General features: G+C 70.2%; 13 protein-coding genes and 1 tRNA gene. 6 read left to right on the forward strand and 8 right to left on the reverse strand.

Annotation, left to right across the window (positions count from 1 at the left end):
• Window positions 1-32: 32 nt before the first annotated feature.
• Both Pka01_RS25020 and Pka01_RS25025 read right to left on the reverse strand, forming a co-directional pair.
• Entirely contained in the window at window positions 33-683 is a 651-nt protein-coding gene (locus Pka01_RS25020; protein WP_203885300.1) for a pentapeptide repeat-containing protein, read from the reverse strand.
• Between the two features lie 86 nt (window positions 684-769).
• Entirely contained in the window at window positions 770-1,492 is a 723-nt protein-coding gene (locus Pka01_RS25025) for a hypothetical protein (protein WP_203885301.1), read from the reverse strand.
• 211 nt (window positions 1,493-1,703) lie between these two features.
• Between Pka01_RS25025 and Pka01_RS25030 the strand changes: the two genes are divergently transcribed.
• Window positions 1,704-3,701 (forward strand): N-6 DNA methylase, encoded by a 1,998-nt coding sequence (locus tag Pka01_RS25030; RefSeq protein WP_239115277.1) that lies wholly within the window; start codon window positions 1,704-1,706, stop codon window positions 3,699-3,701.
• Between the two features lie 176 nt (window positions 3,702-3,877).
• Window positions 3,878-5,380 (forward strand): serine/threonine-protein kinase, encoded by a 1,503-nt coding sequence (locus tag Pka01_RS25035; protein ID WP_203885303.1) that lies wholly within the window; start codon window positions 3,878-3,880, stop codon window positions 5,378-5,380.
• Window positions 5,381-5,420: 40 nt separating this feature from the next.
• Here the strand turns inward: Pka01_RS25035 and Pka01_RS25040 are convergent, their stop codons facing one another.
• On the reverse strand, window positions 5,421-5,723 hold the full coding sequence (locus Pka01_RS25040; protein WP_203885304.1) for a type II toxin-antitoxin system Phd/YefM family antitoxin: 303 nt from the start codon (window positions 5,721-5,723) through the stop codon (window positions 5,421-5,423).
• 65 nt (window positions 5,724-5,788) lie between these two features.
• On the opposite strand from Pka01_RS25040, the gene Pka01_RS25045 reads away from it, so the two are divergent.
• Window positions 5,789-6,418: an ATP-dependent Clp protease proteolytic subunit gene (locus tag Pka01_RS25045; protein WP_203885305.1), complete on the forward strand. Its 630-nt coding sequence runs from the start codon at window positions 5,789-5,791 to the stop codon at window positions 6,416-6,418.
• A gap of 160 nt (window positions 6,419-6,578) precedes the next feature.
• On the opposite strand, the gene Pka01_RS25050 is transcribed toward Pka01_RS25045, so the two are convergent.
• Window positions 6,579-6,650, reverse strand: a tRNA-Arg gene (locus tag Pka01_RS25050).
• A gap of 141 nt (window positions 6,651-6,791) precedes the next feature.
• On the opposite strand from Pka01_RS25050, the gene Pka01_RS25055 reads away from it, so the two are divergent.
• The 3 genes from Pka01_RS25055 (at window position 6,792) to Pka01_RS25065 (ending at window position 10,157) form a co-directional block, all read left to right on the forward strand.
• Entirely contained in the window at window positions 6,792-7,169 is a 378-nt protein-coding gene (locus tag Pka01_RS25055; protein ID WP_203885330.1) for a response regulator transcription factor, read from the forward strand.
• Between the two features lie 625 nt (window positions 7,170-7,794).
• A complete protein-coding gene (locus tag Pka01_RS25060) occupies window positions 7,795-8,490 on the forward strand; it encodes a hypothetical protein (RefSeq protein ID WP_203885306.1) in 696 nt (231 codons plus the stop codon).
• Between the two features lie 671 nt (window positions 8,491-9,161).
• On the forward strand, window positions 9,162-10,157 hold the full coding sequence (locus Pka01_RS25065) for a LacI family DNA-binding transcriptional regulator (protein WP_203885307.1): 996 nt from the start codon (window positions 9,162-9,164) through the stop codon (window positions 10,155-10,157).
• A gap of 100 nt (window positions 10,158-10,257) precedes the next feature.
• Here the strand turns inward: Pka01_RS25065 and Pka01_RS25070 are convergent, their stop codons facing one another.
• The 4 genes from Pka01_RS25070 to Pka01_RS25085 all read right to left on the reverse strand — a co-directional run bounded on the left by Pka01_RS25070 (window position 10,258) and on the right by Pka01_RS25085 (window position 14,858).
• Entirely contained in the window at window positions 10,258-11,466 is a 1,209-nt protein-coding gene (locus tag Pka01_RS25070; RefSeq protein ID WP_203885308.1) for a hypothetical protein, read from the reverse strand.
• 30 nt (window positions 11,467-11,496) lie between these two features.
• Window positions 11,497-11,883 (reverse strand): Rid family detoxifying hydrolase, encoded by a 387-nt coding sequence (locus tag Pka01_RS25075; RefSeq protein WP_203885309.1) that lies wholly within the window; start codon window positions 11,881-11,883, stop codon window positions 11,497-11,499.
• Window positions 11,884-11,894: 11 nt separating this feature from the next.
• Entirely contained in the window at window positions 11,895-13,166 is a 1,272-nt protein-coding gene (locus tag Pka01_RS25080) for a type III PLP-dependent enzyme domain-containing protein (protein ID WP_239115278.1), read from the reverse strand.
• 147 nt (window positions 13,167-13,313) lie between these two features.
• A complete protein-coding gene (locus Pka01_RS25085) occupies window positions 13,314-14,858 on the reverse strand; it encodes an N-acyl-D-amino-acid deacylase family protein (RefSeq protein WP_203885310.1) in 1,545 nt (514 codons plus the stop codon).
• Window positions 14,859-15,427: the final 569 nt, after the last annotated feature.

Genomic DNA, 15,427 nt, shown 5'->3' on the forward strand with positions numbered 1-15,427 from the left:
AGGGAACCTTTACTCCTTACTCCGCTTACTCCTTAGTCCGCGACCCGGATGCCGAGGGTCTCGGCGAGCATCGGCGCCAGCTCCATCAGCTGGCCGCCGCTGATCGTCGCGCCGGCCAGCGAGTCGTACCCGTCCTTCATGCCCAGGCCGGCGGCCCCGGTCAAGTCGACCTTGCTCATCTTGGCCTTGCCGAACCGCGTGCCCTCGAGCAGCGAACCGGGGAAGGTCACCTGATCGAGCGTCGCCCCCGCGAAGTCGACCTCGGTCATCCGGCAGTTCACGAACGACACCTCACGCAGCGTCGCGCCGCGGAAGTTGACCGAGTCGAGCTTGCAGTCGTGGAAGACCACGCGCGTCACCTCGGCCCCGAAGAGCTGGATCCCCGCGAGCGCGCTCGCGATCATCTCGGCGTCCAGCCAGGTGGTCTCCCCGAGGTCGGCGCCCACCCATCTCACGCTGTGCATCCACACGTCGCTGAACCGCGCCCGCCGGTAGCGGCCGCCTGTGAAGACCGCTCCGGAGAACGCGCACTCGATGAACCGGGCGTCGCCCGCGTCCGGTTCGTCGAAGGCGTTCCCGTCGAACAGGGCGGTGTCGTAGTCACCGGAGGCGACCAGGCCACCCGGGTGCGGTTCGAGATGCGCCGCGAACGGCAGGTCGGCCCGTTCCCGTGGTCGTGACATGACCCACCTCCGTGCGGTCGACGAGGACGTGGACCGAGCGTAGTGATCGGCCATGCCGGAGGCGAACGCGGGCTCGGCCCCGCCGGTCACTGGGCGGCTTGCACGTTCTCCACGATGGCCTTGGTCAGCTTCACACCCCCGGCGCCCTTGTCCTTGCCGCTGGAGCTGTACAGCGTGGTCACCACGGTGTTGCCCACCCGCGCGGCGACGAGCGTGGCGCCGCCCTGCCAGGCCGGGGAGGTCTGGACCGCCTTGACGGCCTCGTCGCCGACGCCCGGGACGGTGGATCTCACGAGCTTCACCGTCGCCGTCGTCCCGTCGGACTTGTCGGTGAAGGATGCGCACTGGCCGAAGGCCTTCTTGAGCGCCGCCATCACCTTCTTGGCGTCTTCGCCCTTGAAGGTGTCGATCTCCTGCGCGAACTGACCGGTCTGACCGGGGCCGAGGTAGTCGTTCTGCGCGAAGCCCGCGCCCTCGATGCCCGAGGCCCGGATCCAGGCGGTCTGCAGGAGGATCCCGCACACCTTGTCGCGCGGCACGGTATCGGTAGACCCCTCCGTGAGGGTGTCGCCGGAGTTGCGCGCACCGTCGCTGTTGAGCTTGAAGCCCTTCGGCATCGCGTCGGCGGAAAGGAGCATCGGGTTCAACTCGGTGCCCGTCAGGACTTTCGGGGCCGGGGCCTCGACCGGGGCCTTGGCCGGGGTCTCGGTGCCGGCGCTGCCCCCGCAACCGCCGGCGGCGAGAACGACCAGGCCCGCGGCGGCCATGATCGCGCCCGCCCTGAGGGGGGTGTCGGCGAAAGTCTTCATTTCGGATTCTCCAGACGTAACGACCGCCGTTGACGACATCAACTAGGCGCATGGATCGTTGCTATGGTTGCCCAGCCAAGCAGATGTGCATTCGATTTACAACTCTCGTGATTGTTCCTTCAATGTGCACTTCCGGGTAAGCTTCCCCACATCCGGGGCAATCCGGATGAAGTGGGATGCGGCGGGCCGTCGTAGCGGAGAGGGGCCGAGCGTGCAGGACGAAGCGACGGTGAGTGCCACGGACATCGCCCGGCTCGCGGGAGTCGGCCGGGCGGCGGTGAGCAACTGGCGTCGCAGGCACCCCGACTTCCCGCAGCCCGTCGGCGGCACCCCCATCAGTCCCGTCTTCGCCCTGCCCGAGGTCGAGTCCTGGCTTCGCGACCAGGGCAAACTCCGCGAGCTTCCCGTCGAGGAGTGGGCCTGGCAGCAGTTGCGCGCGGAGGCCGGCGACGATCTGCAGCTGGGCGGAGTGCTCGCCAGAGCGGGAGAGGCCCTCGTGCGGGACCACTCCGGCGGGACCGTTTCCACTTCGCCCGCCGTTCCGACTCCATCCGCTGTTCCGAGCCCGTCCGCCGTGCCGAGCCCGTCCACCGTGCAGAGCTCGCCCGCGGCGACTGCGGCCAACAGGAGCGGCGCGGCCGAGGCGGTGGCCGATCTGGCGGCCGAGTGGGGCGCCTCACCGGCGTTCGAGTTCCTCCTCGGCCGTTACTGGGAGGCCCAGGGGCGTCGCGCCTCCGCCACTCCCCCGGAGCTCGCCGCCCTGATGGCCGCGCTCGCGGGTGACGCCGAGACCGTCCTCGACCCCGCCTGCGGCACCGGCGAACTACTCGTCGCCGCCGCCGAGCGCGGCTCCGCGCGACGCCTGCTCGGGCAGGACGCCGACTCGGAAACGGCGGCGCTGGCCACCGTACGGCTGGCCCTGCGATACGGCACCGCCGCCGGGACCTCTATCGGGACCACCGTCAGGACCGGGGACTCCCTGCGCGCCGATGCCCTCCCCGGCGTGACGGCCGACGCGGTGCTGTGCGATCCGCCCTTCCACGTGCGGACGTGGGGACACGAGGAACTGACCGCGGATCCGCGCTGGGAGTACGGACTGCCTCCCCGGCTGGAACCCGAACTGGCCTGGGTGCAGCACGCGCTTGCGCATGTGGCTCCCGGCGGGCGGGCCGTGGTCCTGATGCCCGCGGTGGCGGCAGGACGCAGGTCGGGCCGCAGGATCCGGGCCCAGCTGCTGCGCTCGGGGGCTCTGCGCGCCGTCATAGCGCTTTCCGCTCTTCAGCACGTGTGGGTGCTGCGGCGCCCGGAAGGGGGAACGCCCACCACCCTCCTCATGATCGATGACGCCGATCGCGAGACGATCGTCGCCACCTGGGAGGCGTACCGCGACGACCCGGACCACGACAGGCCGGGAGTCAGCAGGGCCGTGCCCATCATCGACCTCCTCGACGAGGACGTGGACCTCACCCCGGGCCCCCACCTGTCCGTCACGGGATCGGAGCGGACGGCGGAGCGGTTCCTGGAGACCCACGAACGCCTGACCGCCCTGCTGGCAAGGCTCGGCGGGCTGCTGCCGGCCGTACGTCCGTCTGCGGACCGGGGGGAGTCGCCGTCCGTCCTGGTCGCCGAGCTCGCCCGGATCGGCCATCTCACCATCCATCAGGCGCCGTCGCGAAGGGACTCGGACGAGGGCGGTGCCGACGGGCTGCCGTTACTCACCGTGGAGGACGTCATCGAGGGGCGGCCCGCGTCCGCCCGGATGTCCCCCTCCGACGGGCGCTGGATCGCCACGCGGGCCGGTGACGTCGTGATCGCGGCGACCGCCCACCGTTTCGCCGCCCGGGTCGTCGAGGCCGACGGAGCCCTGCTCGGACCGCAACTGTCCCTGCTGCGGATCGACCCGGAGCGGCTCGACCCGTACTTCCTCGCCGGCGTGCTCGGCAGTTCCGCGAACGCGCGCACGTCGACCGTTCAGACGACGGGAACCGCCGGCCGTGTGGACATCCGGCGCGCGCGGGCACCCCGCCTGCCGATCGAAGAGCAGCGCCGCTACGGCGTCGCGTTCCGCCGGATGGCGGAGTTCGAGTCGGCGCTGCGCGCCACGGTCTCCCTCGGAGAGCAGATGGCCCACCTCCTGGCCGACGGGACGGCCGACGGGACTCTCGTCCCGGCACCGGGCGAGGTCCCCGCCGCCTGGCCCGTGATCTAGAGGCACGTGATCCGGGGGCCCTCTATGGACGGCTCTCGACGGCGGCGTGAACCGGGGAAGACATCGCCTCGGATCGCGATACCGTCTGTGCAGGCTTCGGGTGATTCGCCCGTACGCGCGCCTCGGCGGCCGCGACCAAGCCGGGCTGGACGATGCCTCTGCGACGAGGAGAGAACGTGGGGCGCCACACGGTTCTGGCCGGACGCTACGAGCTGCTGAGCCCGCTCGGCCGGGGCGGCATGGGCCAGGTCTGGGAAGGACAGGACCAGCGGCTCGGACGGCGGGTAGCGGTCAAGCTCCTCACCCGTGAAGTGCTGGCTGACCGCGCGGAGCCGAACGATCTGGTCCGCAGGTTCGCCCGTGAGGCCGCCGTCATGGCGGGTCTGCAGCATCCAGGGGTGCCCGCCGTGTACGACGCGGGGACCTACGACGGCGGGCTCTTCCTCGTCCTGGAGCTGGTCGACGGCTGCACGCTCGGCGACCTCATCGCGGAGCAGGGGCCGCTCCCCGTCGCCTGGGCGGCCGGCATCGCGGCCCAGATGGCGGCGGTGCTCACCTCGGCGCACGAACGCCGGTTCGTCCACAGGGACGTGAAGCCGCAGAACGTCATGCTCACCCGGGACGGGACCGTCAAGGTCCTCGACTTCGGCGTGGCCGCCCTGCTCGACCAGGCCGAGATGTTGCGGATCACGAGCACGGGAGAGACCATCGGCACCCTCGCCTACATGGCGCCCGAGCAGCTGCACAGCCGGGACACGACCCCGCGCACGGACCTCTACGCCCTGGGCTGCGTGCTCTACGAGATGCTCGCGGGCGCGCCGATGTTCGAGGCGACCTCGCCGGGCGCCCTCATCCACAAGCATCTCTCGCAGACCCCGGCACCCCTGCTCCGCGAGGACGTGCACCCGGAGTTGGAGAGGCTGGTGATGCAACTGCTGGAGAAGGAGCCCGAACAGCGGCCCGCGGACGCGAGGGAGACCTACGACCGGCTCCTGCCGTACGTGACGACGGGCCCGGGGCCGCTCGGTGACGTCGATCCGGTCCAGAACGGGCAGAGCGGCATGCACCTCTACTCCCGCGTCCTCGTCCGGCTCTCCTCTCCGGCGGGCGCCGCGCCGACCGGCCACGCGGCGGGCGAGACGCCGGGCGAGCACTGGGCGCCGCACGCCGGGAACGCGTACGGCGCGGTTCCGCCCAGCACGGGGGACGCCGGTTTCCGGTGGCCGCGGCCGGACGCAGTCCCTTCGGCTCCCCGGTACGGGCGCGCCGGAAGGGCCACGCACGACCCGTACGGCACGGGAGCGCCACAACACGCGACCGAGCCGCGAGCACCCCGCGGCGCCGTCTGGACGTTCACGCACAGTCTGTGGATCGCCCCGACCCTGCTGTTCGGCGTGGGCGCCTGGTTGTCGTTCGCGTACATCGCGGCCCGGCACCGCCGGCCGTCCTGGCTGATCGCCGCGCTCACCTATCTCGCCCTGGCGATCGTCTCGATCGCGCTCATCGGATCCGCACCCGAACTGGGGAACCCGCATGAGGCCGACCCCCCGCAGGTCACGATCGGCGTGGTGCTGATCCTCCTGCTGTGGCCGGCGGGATTCGTCCACGCACTCTGGATCAACGCGACCACCCGGTTGCCGCTGCGCGCCCGCATGGAGGACGAGCTGCGACAGCGCTGATCGGAGGGCTGATCGGAGGGCTGATAAGCGGCTCGGGGTCCTAGGGCTCGGACTTGTCGGGCTCACCCGGTGGCCGGTGCTCCGCAGCGATGCCGATGCGGCGGGGCTCGGCCGGGTGAGACTCCACGCCGTGGTAGGTCGCACTCCCCAGTCGGATGATCGTCTCTGCGGGCTGTCCCGTGTCCTCCTGTGCCTGCAGCCGTTCGAGGTCGGCGGCCGGGACCAGCGCCACGATGGGCTTTCCGTGCCGGGTCATGACGATGCGCTCCCCGCCATACGCGACACGGTTCACCAGCTCGGCGAAGACGGCGCGAGCTTGCGTGACAGGGATCTCTTCCTCCATCGCTCCAACATAGCAGTCCGTATGTAATGTACGTTCTGTATATTCTGTACAGAACGGAGCTGCTCATGATCCGCCCTGCCAGCCGCCCTGCCAGCCGCCATGTCCTGCCGGAGGTCGTTGAAAGGACCAGTCACGGCACGATCGTGATGGATCCCTACTCGAAACTCCTGGCAGGAAGGATCATCTTTCTCGGCACCCCGATCGACGACACCAGCGCCAACGACGTGATGGCACAGATGCTCTATCTCGACTACGACAACCCCGAGCGGGACATTTCGCTTTACATCAACTCCCCCGGCGGCTCGTTCACCGCGATGATGGCGATCTACGACACCATGCAGCTCGTCGCCGCGGACGTGGAGACCGTCTGCATGGGTCAGGCCGCCTCTGCCGCCGCCGTCCTGCTGGCGGCCGGAACCCCCGGCAAGCGGTTGGCCCTGCCACGCTCGCGCGTCCTCATTCACCAGCCCTCCAGCGAGGGGCAGGGGCAGTTCAGCGACCTGGAGATCCACGCTCGGGAGATCTTGCGAGCGCGGGCGCTGACGGAAACACTGCTCGCCGAGCACACAGGACAGAGCGAGGAGCGTGTCCGGCGTGACATCGAGCGGGACAAGATCCTTAACGCGAACGAGGCCATCGCCTACGGCATCGTCGACGCGATGGTCGACTCCCGCAAGAAGGTCCCGATCTGGTGAGGCGCCGGCGACCGGGCATTACGCGCCGGGCGCGTAATGCCCGGCTCCGTGCGGGATCACCTCGAGGCCGATGAGAAAAGGGCGGGACTCCATCAAAGTGGAGACCCGCCCATTTCTTCGCCATTCGCCTTGATCAACCAACTAGTCGATCAAGAGTGTGTGCCCCCTGCAAGATTCGAACTTGCGCTCCCGGCTCCGGAGGCCGGTGCTCTATCCCCTGAGCTAAGGGGGCTCAACAACGTGACAAGGTTACCAGCACTTGCGGGCGATCTCACCACGATAGGACGCCCTGACGGGCTCGCCCACATTCAGATCCTCAAAACGGCACGTGAACCCCCGCTCAGGGGTTAGCTTTGCGGCCGTGGGTGAGCTTATGGGGCGAGTGCTGGTCGTGGATGACGACGAGGTCATCCGGCAGCTGATCGCGGTCAACCTGACCTTGGAAGGGTTCGAGGTCGAGACCGCATATGACGGGCAGGACTGCATCGACCGTGTACACGACGTCGATCCTGACGTCATCACCCTCGACGTCATGATGCCGCGCCTCGACGGGTGGGAGACCGCGACCAGGCTGCGGACCGACCAGAGCACCCGCCACATCAAGGTCGTCCTCATCACGGCCCGCGCGCAGGAGGACGACCGACGGCGAGGCCTCGGCATCGGCGTCGACGCCTATCTCACCAAGCCGTTCGATCCGGCCGAGCTGATCGAACTCGTCCGCGACCTCGCCAAGGGCACCGGCCCGGAGTGACCGACCCGGAGTGACCGACCCGGAGTGACCGACCCGGAGTGACCGACCCGGAGTGACCGACCCGGAGTGACCGACCCGGGGCCGAGCAAGCCGGAATGACAGCGTAGGCCTGAGCGGGTCGCATTCCGGCAATCAGCGCTTTAGATGCCTTTACCGGCAATACTGTGAATAAGGCGATTAACAGGGTAAGCCCGGAACAAAGGGACAACGGCAGCCGACCATCGCATTTCGGCGGCTGACCTCGATCCCGATTTCTTCGCACGCCCTTCGAGTCAGAGACGGCTCACCTGGGCGGAGCCCGTGCCGGCTCCGCACACGTATCCGAACATCTCCGATCGCCTCGATCTGATCACCTCTGTTCATCTCGCACACCTCGGCGATCTCGACAGTTCGACACTTCGACGCCTCGATGCATCCGGCGCACCTCGCCGCTTCCTGCTACGCCCCTGTGAACCTCACCGCGTCCGACGTGGCTCTGAACGGCCCTGAACGGCTCCGAACACGGCTCTGAACACGGCTCTGAACGGTCCTGAACAGCTCTGAGCACGAAACGCAACAGGTCGGCGGCGTACACGGCGGTGGCCGTGAGCCGGTGACCGAACCCAGCGACGGGGAGGGAATCTCGATGCCTGAGCCCGGAATCCGCCCACCTGAGTTCCCCGGCAGACGGCCCACGCGACGGAAAGCGTCGCACAAGCTCATCCTCGGAGTCGGCACGGCTCTCGTCGTCGCCACGGGCGTGGGAGTGGCGGCCGCGGGCAACCTGTCGAGCCAGTCGAGCCAGGCCCAGCCGACTCCCAGCCCGTCCGACATGGAGACGGGAGGGCCGGTAAGCCCGCCTCAGACGTCTCCCGGCGCGCCCACATCCGGGCCCCAGCAGCAGATGCAGGGCCCGTTCAACGCCATCCACGGCCAACTCGTGGTCCCGAAGCAGGGGGGCGGCTACCAGACCGTCACCACGCAGACCGGCGTCGTGACGTCGATCCAGCAGAACTCGGTATCGGTCAAGAGCGAGGACGGCTTCGCCCGCACCTACACGATCGACGCCAACACCCGCATCTGCGCCGGCCGCGACGGACTGACCGGGGTCAAATCGGGACACAAGGTCTGGGTGATCAGCGCCGCTCAGGGCAACACCTCCACGGCGATGTTGCTCGCGGACCTGACCCAGCCCCCGTGGCCGCCGTGGGCCGGTGGCGCGGTGACGTCGCCGCAGCCCACCGCGCCCGTGCCGTCCGGTTACGAATCCGGGCCGCCGACGGTGTCTCCGGCGCCGGGTGAGTCCGAGCCGGTCGAGCCCACGGAGGAGCCGACCGACTGACGCCACCGGGCACCTGGAATGGAGCGGCCTGCGCGGGGAGGATGAGTACCCGCGCAGGTCGCTTCGTTCCTGATGATCCCCTGTGCCGATTCCGACGTCACTGCCGCCCCACTGATTTCCATGGCACGCCGCTCTCCGGCTGGTACGGCATGCCGGAGTGCGGCGGTAGCCCGGACGGGGCAGCCGGGCGGGACGACCGGGTCGGCGGGCGTCGGCGGGCGTCGGCGGGCGGAAACGCTCTCAGTCCCACTGAGGGAGCCCGTGTCCACTCCAGATCGACAGATTGAAAATCTTTCCGCAAGGTTTGGGAGCGCTCCCCCTCACTCACCGCCGTCTCAAGCGGATGCCCTCCGGGCGGACCAAGCCTGACGTGCACGTTCATCCCGGCGGGCGCCCCGCAGGCTCACCCGGGGAGACCCCGGCCGGCCGGGATGAGCGGACCGCGAGGGGCGCCGCACGGTCTGCGGGTCCTCGGCACCGGCCTTCTCCGGGCTCCATCGTCGTGACCATCTCGTAGGGTCACTCCAGGAGAATCTCAGGCGGGCCCCAGGTTCCGGCACGAACGTCGGGATCGACGGGCACCGCCGTCGGGACGCGTTGGCGCGTTCCCGGGGGGACGCGCTCAGTGGCATGCGGGAGGTCATCACATGCAGCGGTCGACAGGGGGGCGCATGAAGCGGCCGACTCTGGAGGCGGTCGCCGCGCGGGCGGGGGTGTCCCGTGCCACGGTCTCCCGGGTCGTCAACGGCCAGACGACCGTCACCCCGCAGATCCGAGATGTGGTGATGCGGGCGATCGACGAGCTGGGCTACGTGCCCAACTCGGCGGCGCGCAGTCTCGTGACCCAGCGGACCGACTCGATCGCCCTGGTCGTCTCCGAGCCGTCGACCCGGGTCTTCTCCGACGACCCGATGTTCTCCACGGTCATCAGGGCGGCCAGCATCGAACTCGAGGCCTCCGACCGGCAGGTCGTGCTGATGCTCGCCGGATCCCCTGAGAGTCACTCCAGGATCGAGCGCTACATCGCCAGCGGCCACGTCGACGGGGTCATGCTGATCTCCATGCACGGTGCCGACCCCCTCCCCGCCGCCATCGCGCGCATGGGGGTGCCCGCCGTCTCCTACGGCCGGCCCGCCGTCCCCGTGGCGCTCCCCTACGTCGACAACGACAACATCGGCGGCGCGGAGAAGGCCGTACGGCACCTGCTCGACCGGGGTCGCAGGCGCATCGCCACCATCGCCGGGCCGCAGGACATGATCGGCGGGCAGGACCGGCTGACCGGGTACCGCAACGCGCTGCGCGACTCCGACCGCCGCTCCATCGTGGCGGTCGGGGACTTCACCCGTGAGTCCGGCGCCATCGCGATGCGGCAACTGCTCGAGGACGACCCGAACCTGGACGCCGTGTTCATCGGCAACGACCTCATGGCGATCGGCGCCCTGCAGTCGTTGCGCCTGTCCGGCCGGCGCGTTCCCGACGACGTCGCGGTGGTCGGCTTCGACGACATCGAGGCCGCCCGTTACACCGAACCGCCGCTGACGACGATCAGACACCCGATCATCGAGCAGGCGAACGCGATGGTGCGGCTGCTGCTCGCCCTGTTCCAGGGCGGGCCGGCGGACCCGGTGATCCTGCCGACCGAACTCGTGATCCGCGAGTCGGCCTGAGTGGATCCCGCCCGGGTCCGAACGGCCTGGCGGCGGCGTCATCGATGGCTGCCCGGGACGGCCGGCCTGGACTGCAGGCCCGGACCGCCGGCCTGGACCGCTAGGCGAGAGCCGCCGGGATGTGGTCGAGCACCTCGAGTGAGGCCAGGCCGTACGCGTGGAAGTCGACGGCCTGCGCCCCGGCCGCCCGGGCCGCGCGGACCTTGGCGGCCAGGCGGTCCGCGGAGTCGCTGTCGGGTACGCCCGGCCTGAGCACGGCGCGCAGTTCGCGGTCGTTGCTGATCGACCGCTGGTAAGCGCCGATGTCGTCCGCGACCCGGGCCGCGTCCCTGGCGTAGGCGGGCACCGCGAACGACGGCACGAGGTCGCCCAGGGCGACCACGTCCACGCCGATCTGCCACGCGTCGTGTGCCGCGAGCCCCGCCGACGGAAGGCCGTCCGCGTGTCCCTTCAGCGCGCCCGTGGCGTCCACGAACGTGAGCTTCGAGCCCTCGTCGGTGACGGCGGCCGAGACCTCCGCCACCAGCGACGTCACGCTCTCCGACCTCGCCCTGGCGTAGGCGACCACCTCGGGGCCCGCGTACGCGGTCAGGGCCGCCCGGGTCACCTCGCCCTGCGCGGGCGGATCCCCGCCCAGGACGCCCGCGACGATCCGGGCGCACTCCTCGCGGGCGACCTCGCCGTTCACGCCGAGGTCCACCGCGCGCCGCATGCAGTGCCGGCAGAAGCACAATCCGAACAGGAAGGCGTCCATCGGCCCGAGGGGTACGAAGCTCCGCTCGTGGTGGTAGCCGTGCGCGAACGCGCCGAAGTGCAGCGACTCCGCCACGACGCTGTCCACGCCCAGGCGGGCGACCGAGCGTGCGAGCGCCACCGCGTACAGCCGGGCGTCGGGGTGGGACGGGCACAGGTCGGCAGGCGATCCCCGGTCGCCGAAGCAGTTCTGCACGGTGACGTCGAGGTTCGCCGAGCCGAGTGCCGAGTTGTGCAGGAGGACCGTCCAGCCGTGGAACCTCAGGCCGCGTTCGGTGCACGCCCGGCGGATCTCGGTCAGCGGCTCCTCCTGGGCGCCTTCCTGCACCGGGGGAACCAGCCGCAGCCCGTCGAAGACGTCCTCCGGCGGGAGGAAGTGCACGCCGTCGTGCCGGACCGTCAGCCTGGTCGCGCCGTGAGGCGTGACGTCCCTCGCCTGGTGATAGGCCGCGGCGATGGTCACGCCTCCCACGCCGTAGGACGAGACGCGGTCCAGGACCTTGTCCACGCCCTCCCCGCGGAAGTCCTCGACGAAGGCGTAAAGAGAGCTCTCCATCCTCATCGACCCCTTCTGCGCGGCGCTTGCTTACCGGCCCTTGTATGCGACGAAGTCGATCTCGACGAGGATGTCCATCAGATCCGAGCCGACCGTCGTCCGGACCGGATACGGCTGGGTGAAGTAGGACTTGTAGATCTCGTTGTAGGCCGCGAAGTCCTGCTTGAGGTTCTGCAGGTGGACCGTCGCCTTCACGACGTCGTCGAAGCCCAGCCCGTGCGCCTCGAGCACGGCGCCGAGGTTCCGCATGGTGCGGTGGGTCTGAGCGGCCACGTCGTCGCCGACGACCTCCCCGGTCTGCGGGTCGAGCGGGCCCATCCCCGAGGTGTAGACGAAATCGCCGACGACGAGACCCTGCGAGTACGCCCCGACCGGCGCAGCGCCCTCGGCCGTACGGATCTCCTGCTTGCCACCCATGTTCACAACTCCTAGAAGTACGTCTTGATCAAATCAATCACGACATAGTCGTCGTCGACCACCGGGATGACCCGCCACTTGTCGAAGGCGGTGCAGGGATGCGAGATGCCGAACGACACCAGGTCTCCCGGCCGCAGCCCCACCCCAGGCGCGATCGACAGGTAGGCGTGCTGGTCCTGAACCTTCTCGACCCGCATCCCGTCCGGCACGCCGGTCCGGAACGACTCGTCGCCGGAGGCCGGCCGTACGGCGTGGACGAACGGCAGGTCGAGGTCGTAGGGGACGTCCCGCTTCCCCATGCCGACGAGCGCGAGACCCGGCTCCGGCACCGACAGCACCTGCGCCCACACCTCCAGGGCGGCGTGGAGCTCGCCCTCGAGCACGGCTCCCGCCACCTCGGAGCCGCCGCGGTTGTACGGCGTGCGTTCCCGGTAGAAGCCCTCGTCGTGGGCCACGTAGGCACCGCTTCGCAGGACGACGAGCGCGCCCGGTCCCGAGTCGGCGCGCGCGAGCGGGGCGAGTTCATCGGCGACGAGGTCGAACCACGCGCTCCCGCCGGCGGAGACCACCATCCGGCCCTCCACGAGAGGGGCGACCGCCTTCGCCGCCTCCGCGAACTCGCGCAGGAACGCCCGGACCTCCTTCTCGCCCGGCTGGGTGCCTTCGTAGCAGGCCGCTCCGGCGAGCTCCACGCCGCGGGCCTCCCGGGCCGCCTCGGCCACCCTGAGCAGCTCCGGCAGGCCACGGCAGCCGGTGCGGCCGCCCTGATGGCCGAGTTCGACCAGGACGCGGAACGGCACGTCGCCGGCGTACCTGTCGAGGAGTCGCACGCCCTCCACGGAGTCGACGAAGCAGAGGAACTCGAAATGTCCCAGCTCTCCCGCCAGCCAGCGCAGCGCGCCCTCGTCGAAGATCTCGTTGGCGAGCAGCACACGCGGCACGCCGACGCGGCGGTAGACCAGCACCTGCGAGGCGGTGGCCGCGCTGATGCCCCACGCGCCGGCGTCCAGTTGTGCCTGGAAGAGCGACGGCGCCATGGTCGTCTTGCCGTGCGGAGCGAGGGCCAGGCCACGCTCGCGGACGAAGCCGGCGAGAGTGGCGATGTTGTGGTCCAGAGCCGAGCGTCTCGCGACCATGATCGGCCACGTGAACGAGCCGTCGAACAACGAACGTCCCGCTGCGGCGAACTCCCCCGCCGCGACGGAGCCTTCGGGTTGCAGGAACCCTCGCGTCTGCCAGTCGACGACCGCGTCAGCCGTCTCCAGGCGACCGACGACGTTCACATCGCCCCCTGTCGGTCATCCCGGTTCCGCCCCTCAGGTTTTCCTGGTGCGGACCGCTCCGGTGGATCGTACTCGACCGTCCGGCCGGTGCCCGATCCGAAGGAGCCAGGACCCCTGCCGTACGGCTGCAGCGGCCCGCCTCCGATCTCAGGCCGGGCTGAGCGCGCGGCCCGGGGTCGCCCCGGTGAGCAGACCGTCACGGAGGACGGGAACCCCGGAGACCAGCACGTCGTCGATGCCGACGGCGACCGCGCGCGGGTTCTCGTAGGTCGCGGTGTCGGCGACGCTCAGCGGATCGACGACGATCAGATCGGCGGCCTGGCCCCGCCGTACCAGACCCCGGTCTGGCAGCCCGAAACGGCGTGCGGGGTGTGACGCCAGATGGACGGCCGCCTGCTCCCACGTGAGGTCGCCGAGTTCACGGACATGCCGGCCGAGATAGCGCGCGAAGGCGCCGAAGCCGCGCGGGTGCGGGTGGCCGCCCACGTAGATGCCGTCCGATCCGCCCGTGTGGCCCGGGTCCTTGAGGATCTCGCGCACGGACCGCTCGCCCTCCGGGCCTTCGTCCGCGCGGGCCGCGACACAACCCGCCTCGAGGCGGGTCTCGATCAACAGCGTCCGGCAGAATTCCGCGGGCTCCATGCCCTGCCTCGCCGCGGCGTCCGGAAGGGTCATCCCCTCCGCCCACTCGAATCCCGGCGCATGGGACAAGGTGATCCGGGGCCACAGGTCCCCGAGCCCGGCCCACTCGCGTGCCAGCCGTACATGCTCGGTGCGCAGCAGGGAGACAGCCTGGTCCGTGTCCGCCGCCGGAACCCACGAGGGAAGCGCGACCATCGCGAGGATGGTACTGCTCCGCAGGTAGGGGTAGCTGTCGAAGCTGATGTCCACCCCCTGCCCGCGTGCGTCCTCCAGCAGAGCCAGGAGCGTCGAGGCGGGGCCGTGGTAGTGCGACACGTGTACGGCGGCCCCCGAACGTTCGGCGATCGCGACGACCTCGGCCATCCCCGTCGGGGCGGAGATTCCGTAACCGCGCATGTGCGTCACGTACGGCAACGCCCCGAGGGCCTGACAGAGGTGGGCCAGCTCGCCGACGTCCGCGTAGCGGCCGGGCACGTACTCGAGCCCCGTCGACAGTCCCACCGCGCCCTGGGAGAGGCCCGTCTCGACCGCCTCTCGCATCACCCGCAACTCGTCGGGGTCGGCGGCCCGCTCCGCCGGTCCCATGGCGTCGAAGCGGATCGTTCCGTGGGGCAGGAGGTATGCGGTGTTCAGCGCCGTCGACCGGTCGTAGCCCGCCAGCAGTTCCGCCACGCTGACCGGACCGTCGACTCCCGGATGCGCGCCGTTGACGGCCGCGAAGTAACGCCTCGCGTAGTCGAGCGCGGCCATCGACCTCGTCGGCGCGAACGACAGACCGTCCTGACCCAGCACGAAGGTGGTCACGCCCTGGCGCAGGGCGGCGAGCTGGATCTCCTTGTCGAAGACGACCGCGTCGCCGTGGGCATGGCAGTCGACCAGGCCGGGAAGCACGTACCGGCCCGTGGCGTCGATGACCGTCGTGGCCTCGGCCTCTCCCAGCCTTCCGATCGCCGATATACGTCCGTCGACGACGCCGACATCCGCTCTGAGGGCCGGCGCGCCGGTCCCGTCGACAATCCGGCCACCTGTGATCAGGACATCGAAGGTCACGAGTTCGATTGAATCACTGACCGGCGCGTGCGGGTTTGTCGGCACCGGCTGACTGCGCGCCGCGGCAGTGCGGGCTCCCCTGCGCGGGGGGTGCCGGCTCCGTGCGGTGCGCGCGGTGCCGGCTCCGTGCGGTGCGCGCGGTGCCGGCTTCGTGCGCGAGGGCGCTGACTCTGTGCGTGTGCGTGGTACCGACCACAGGCGGGACACGCCGCGTCCGGCACGCCTCGTCGATGCCAGCCGAAAGCTTCCGCAACTGATCGGCCCGCCGACGAGCGGAGATCAGCGGGACGAGGCTTCGCCGGCATCAAGCATGGCCGGCCGATCAGCCCGATGGACCCGATGGGCCTGATGGGCTTGATGGGCTTGATGTCGCGCCCTTGGGCGACCCGGTCGAGCCGTCTGAGGTGTCTCCCCGATCTGGGCGTGGCCGCCTGTACCGACGGCCGGTGTAGGCGTAGGCCCAGCGGTCTTTGCCATCGCGGCGGCGTTGGTAGCGGTCGGGGTGGCGGTAGCGGTCGCGGTTGTGGAACTGGCAGGCCGGGCCGAGCATGCGCAGGTCGGTACGGCCC

Origin of the sequence: Planotetraspora kaengkrachanensis (genome assembly GCF_016862895.1) — a bacterium.
Lineage (GTDB): Bacteria > Actinomycetota > Actinomycetes > Streptosporangiales > Streptosporangiaceae > Planotetraspora > Planotetraspora kaengkrachanensis.

Bases quoted from the DNA above. Each gene is read 5' to 3' on its own strand.
- Pka01_RS25020 (WP_203885300.1), bottom strand. From the start codon at position 683: ATGTCACGACCACGGGAACGGGCCGACCTGCCGTTCGCGGCGCATCTC.
- Pka01_RS25025 (WP_203885301.1), bottom strand. From the start codon at position 1,492: ATGAAGACTTTCGCCGACACCCCCCTCAGGGCGGGCGCGATCATGGCC.
- Pka01_RS25040 (WP_203885304.1), bottom strand. From the start codon at position 5,723: ATGGAGGAAGAGATCCCTGTCACGCAAGCTCGCGCCGTCTTCGCCGAG.
- Pka01_RS25045 (WP_203885305.1), top strand. From the start codon at position 5,789: ATGATCCGCCCTGCCAGCCGCCCTGCCAGCCGCCATGTCCTGCCGGAG.
- Pka01_RS25055 (WP_203885330.1), top strand. From the start codon at position 6,792: ATGGGGCGAGTGCTGGTCGTGGATGACGACGAGGTCATCCGGCAGCTG.
- Pka01_RS25060 (WP_203885306.1), top strand. From the start codon at position 7,795: ATGCCTGAGCCCGGAATCCGCCCACCTGAGTTCCCCGGCAGACGGCCC.
- Pka01_RS25065 (WP_203885307.1), top strand. From the start codon at position 9,162: ATGAAGCGGCCGACTCTGGAGGCGGTCGCCGCGCGGGCGGGGGTGTCC.
- Pka01_RS25070 (WP_203885308.1), bottom strand. From the start codon at position 11,466: ATGGAGAGCTCTCTTTACGCCTTCGTCGAGGACTTCCGCGGGGAGGGC.
- Pka01_RS25075 (WP_203885309.1), bottom strand. From the start codon at position 11,883: ATGGGTGGCAAGCAGGAGATCCGTACGGCCGAGGGCGCTGCGCCGGTC.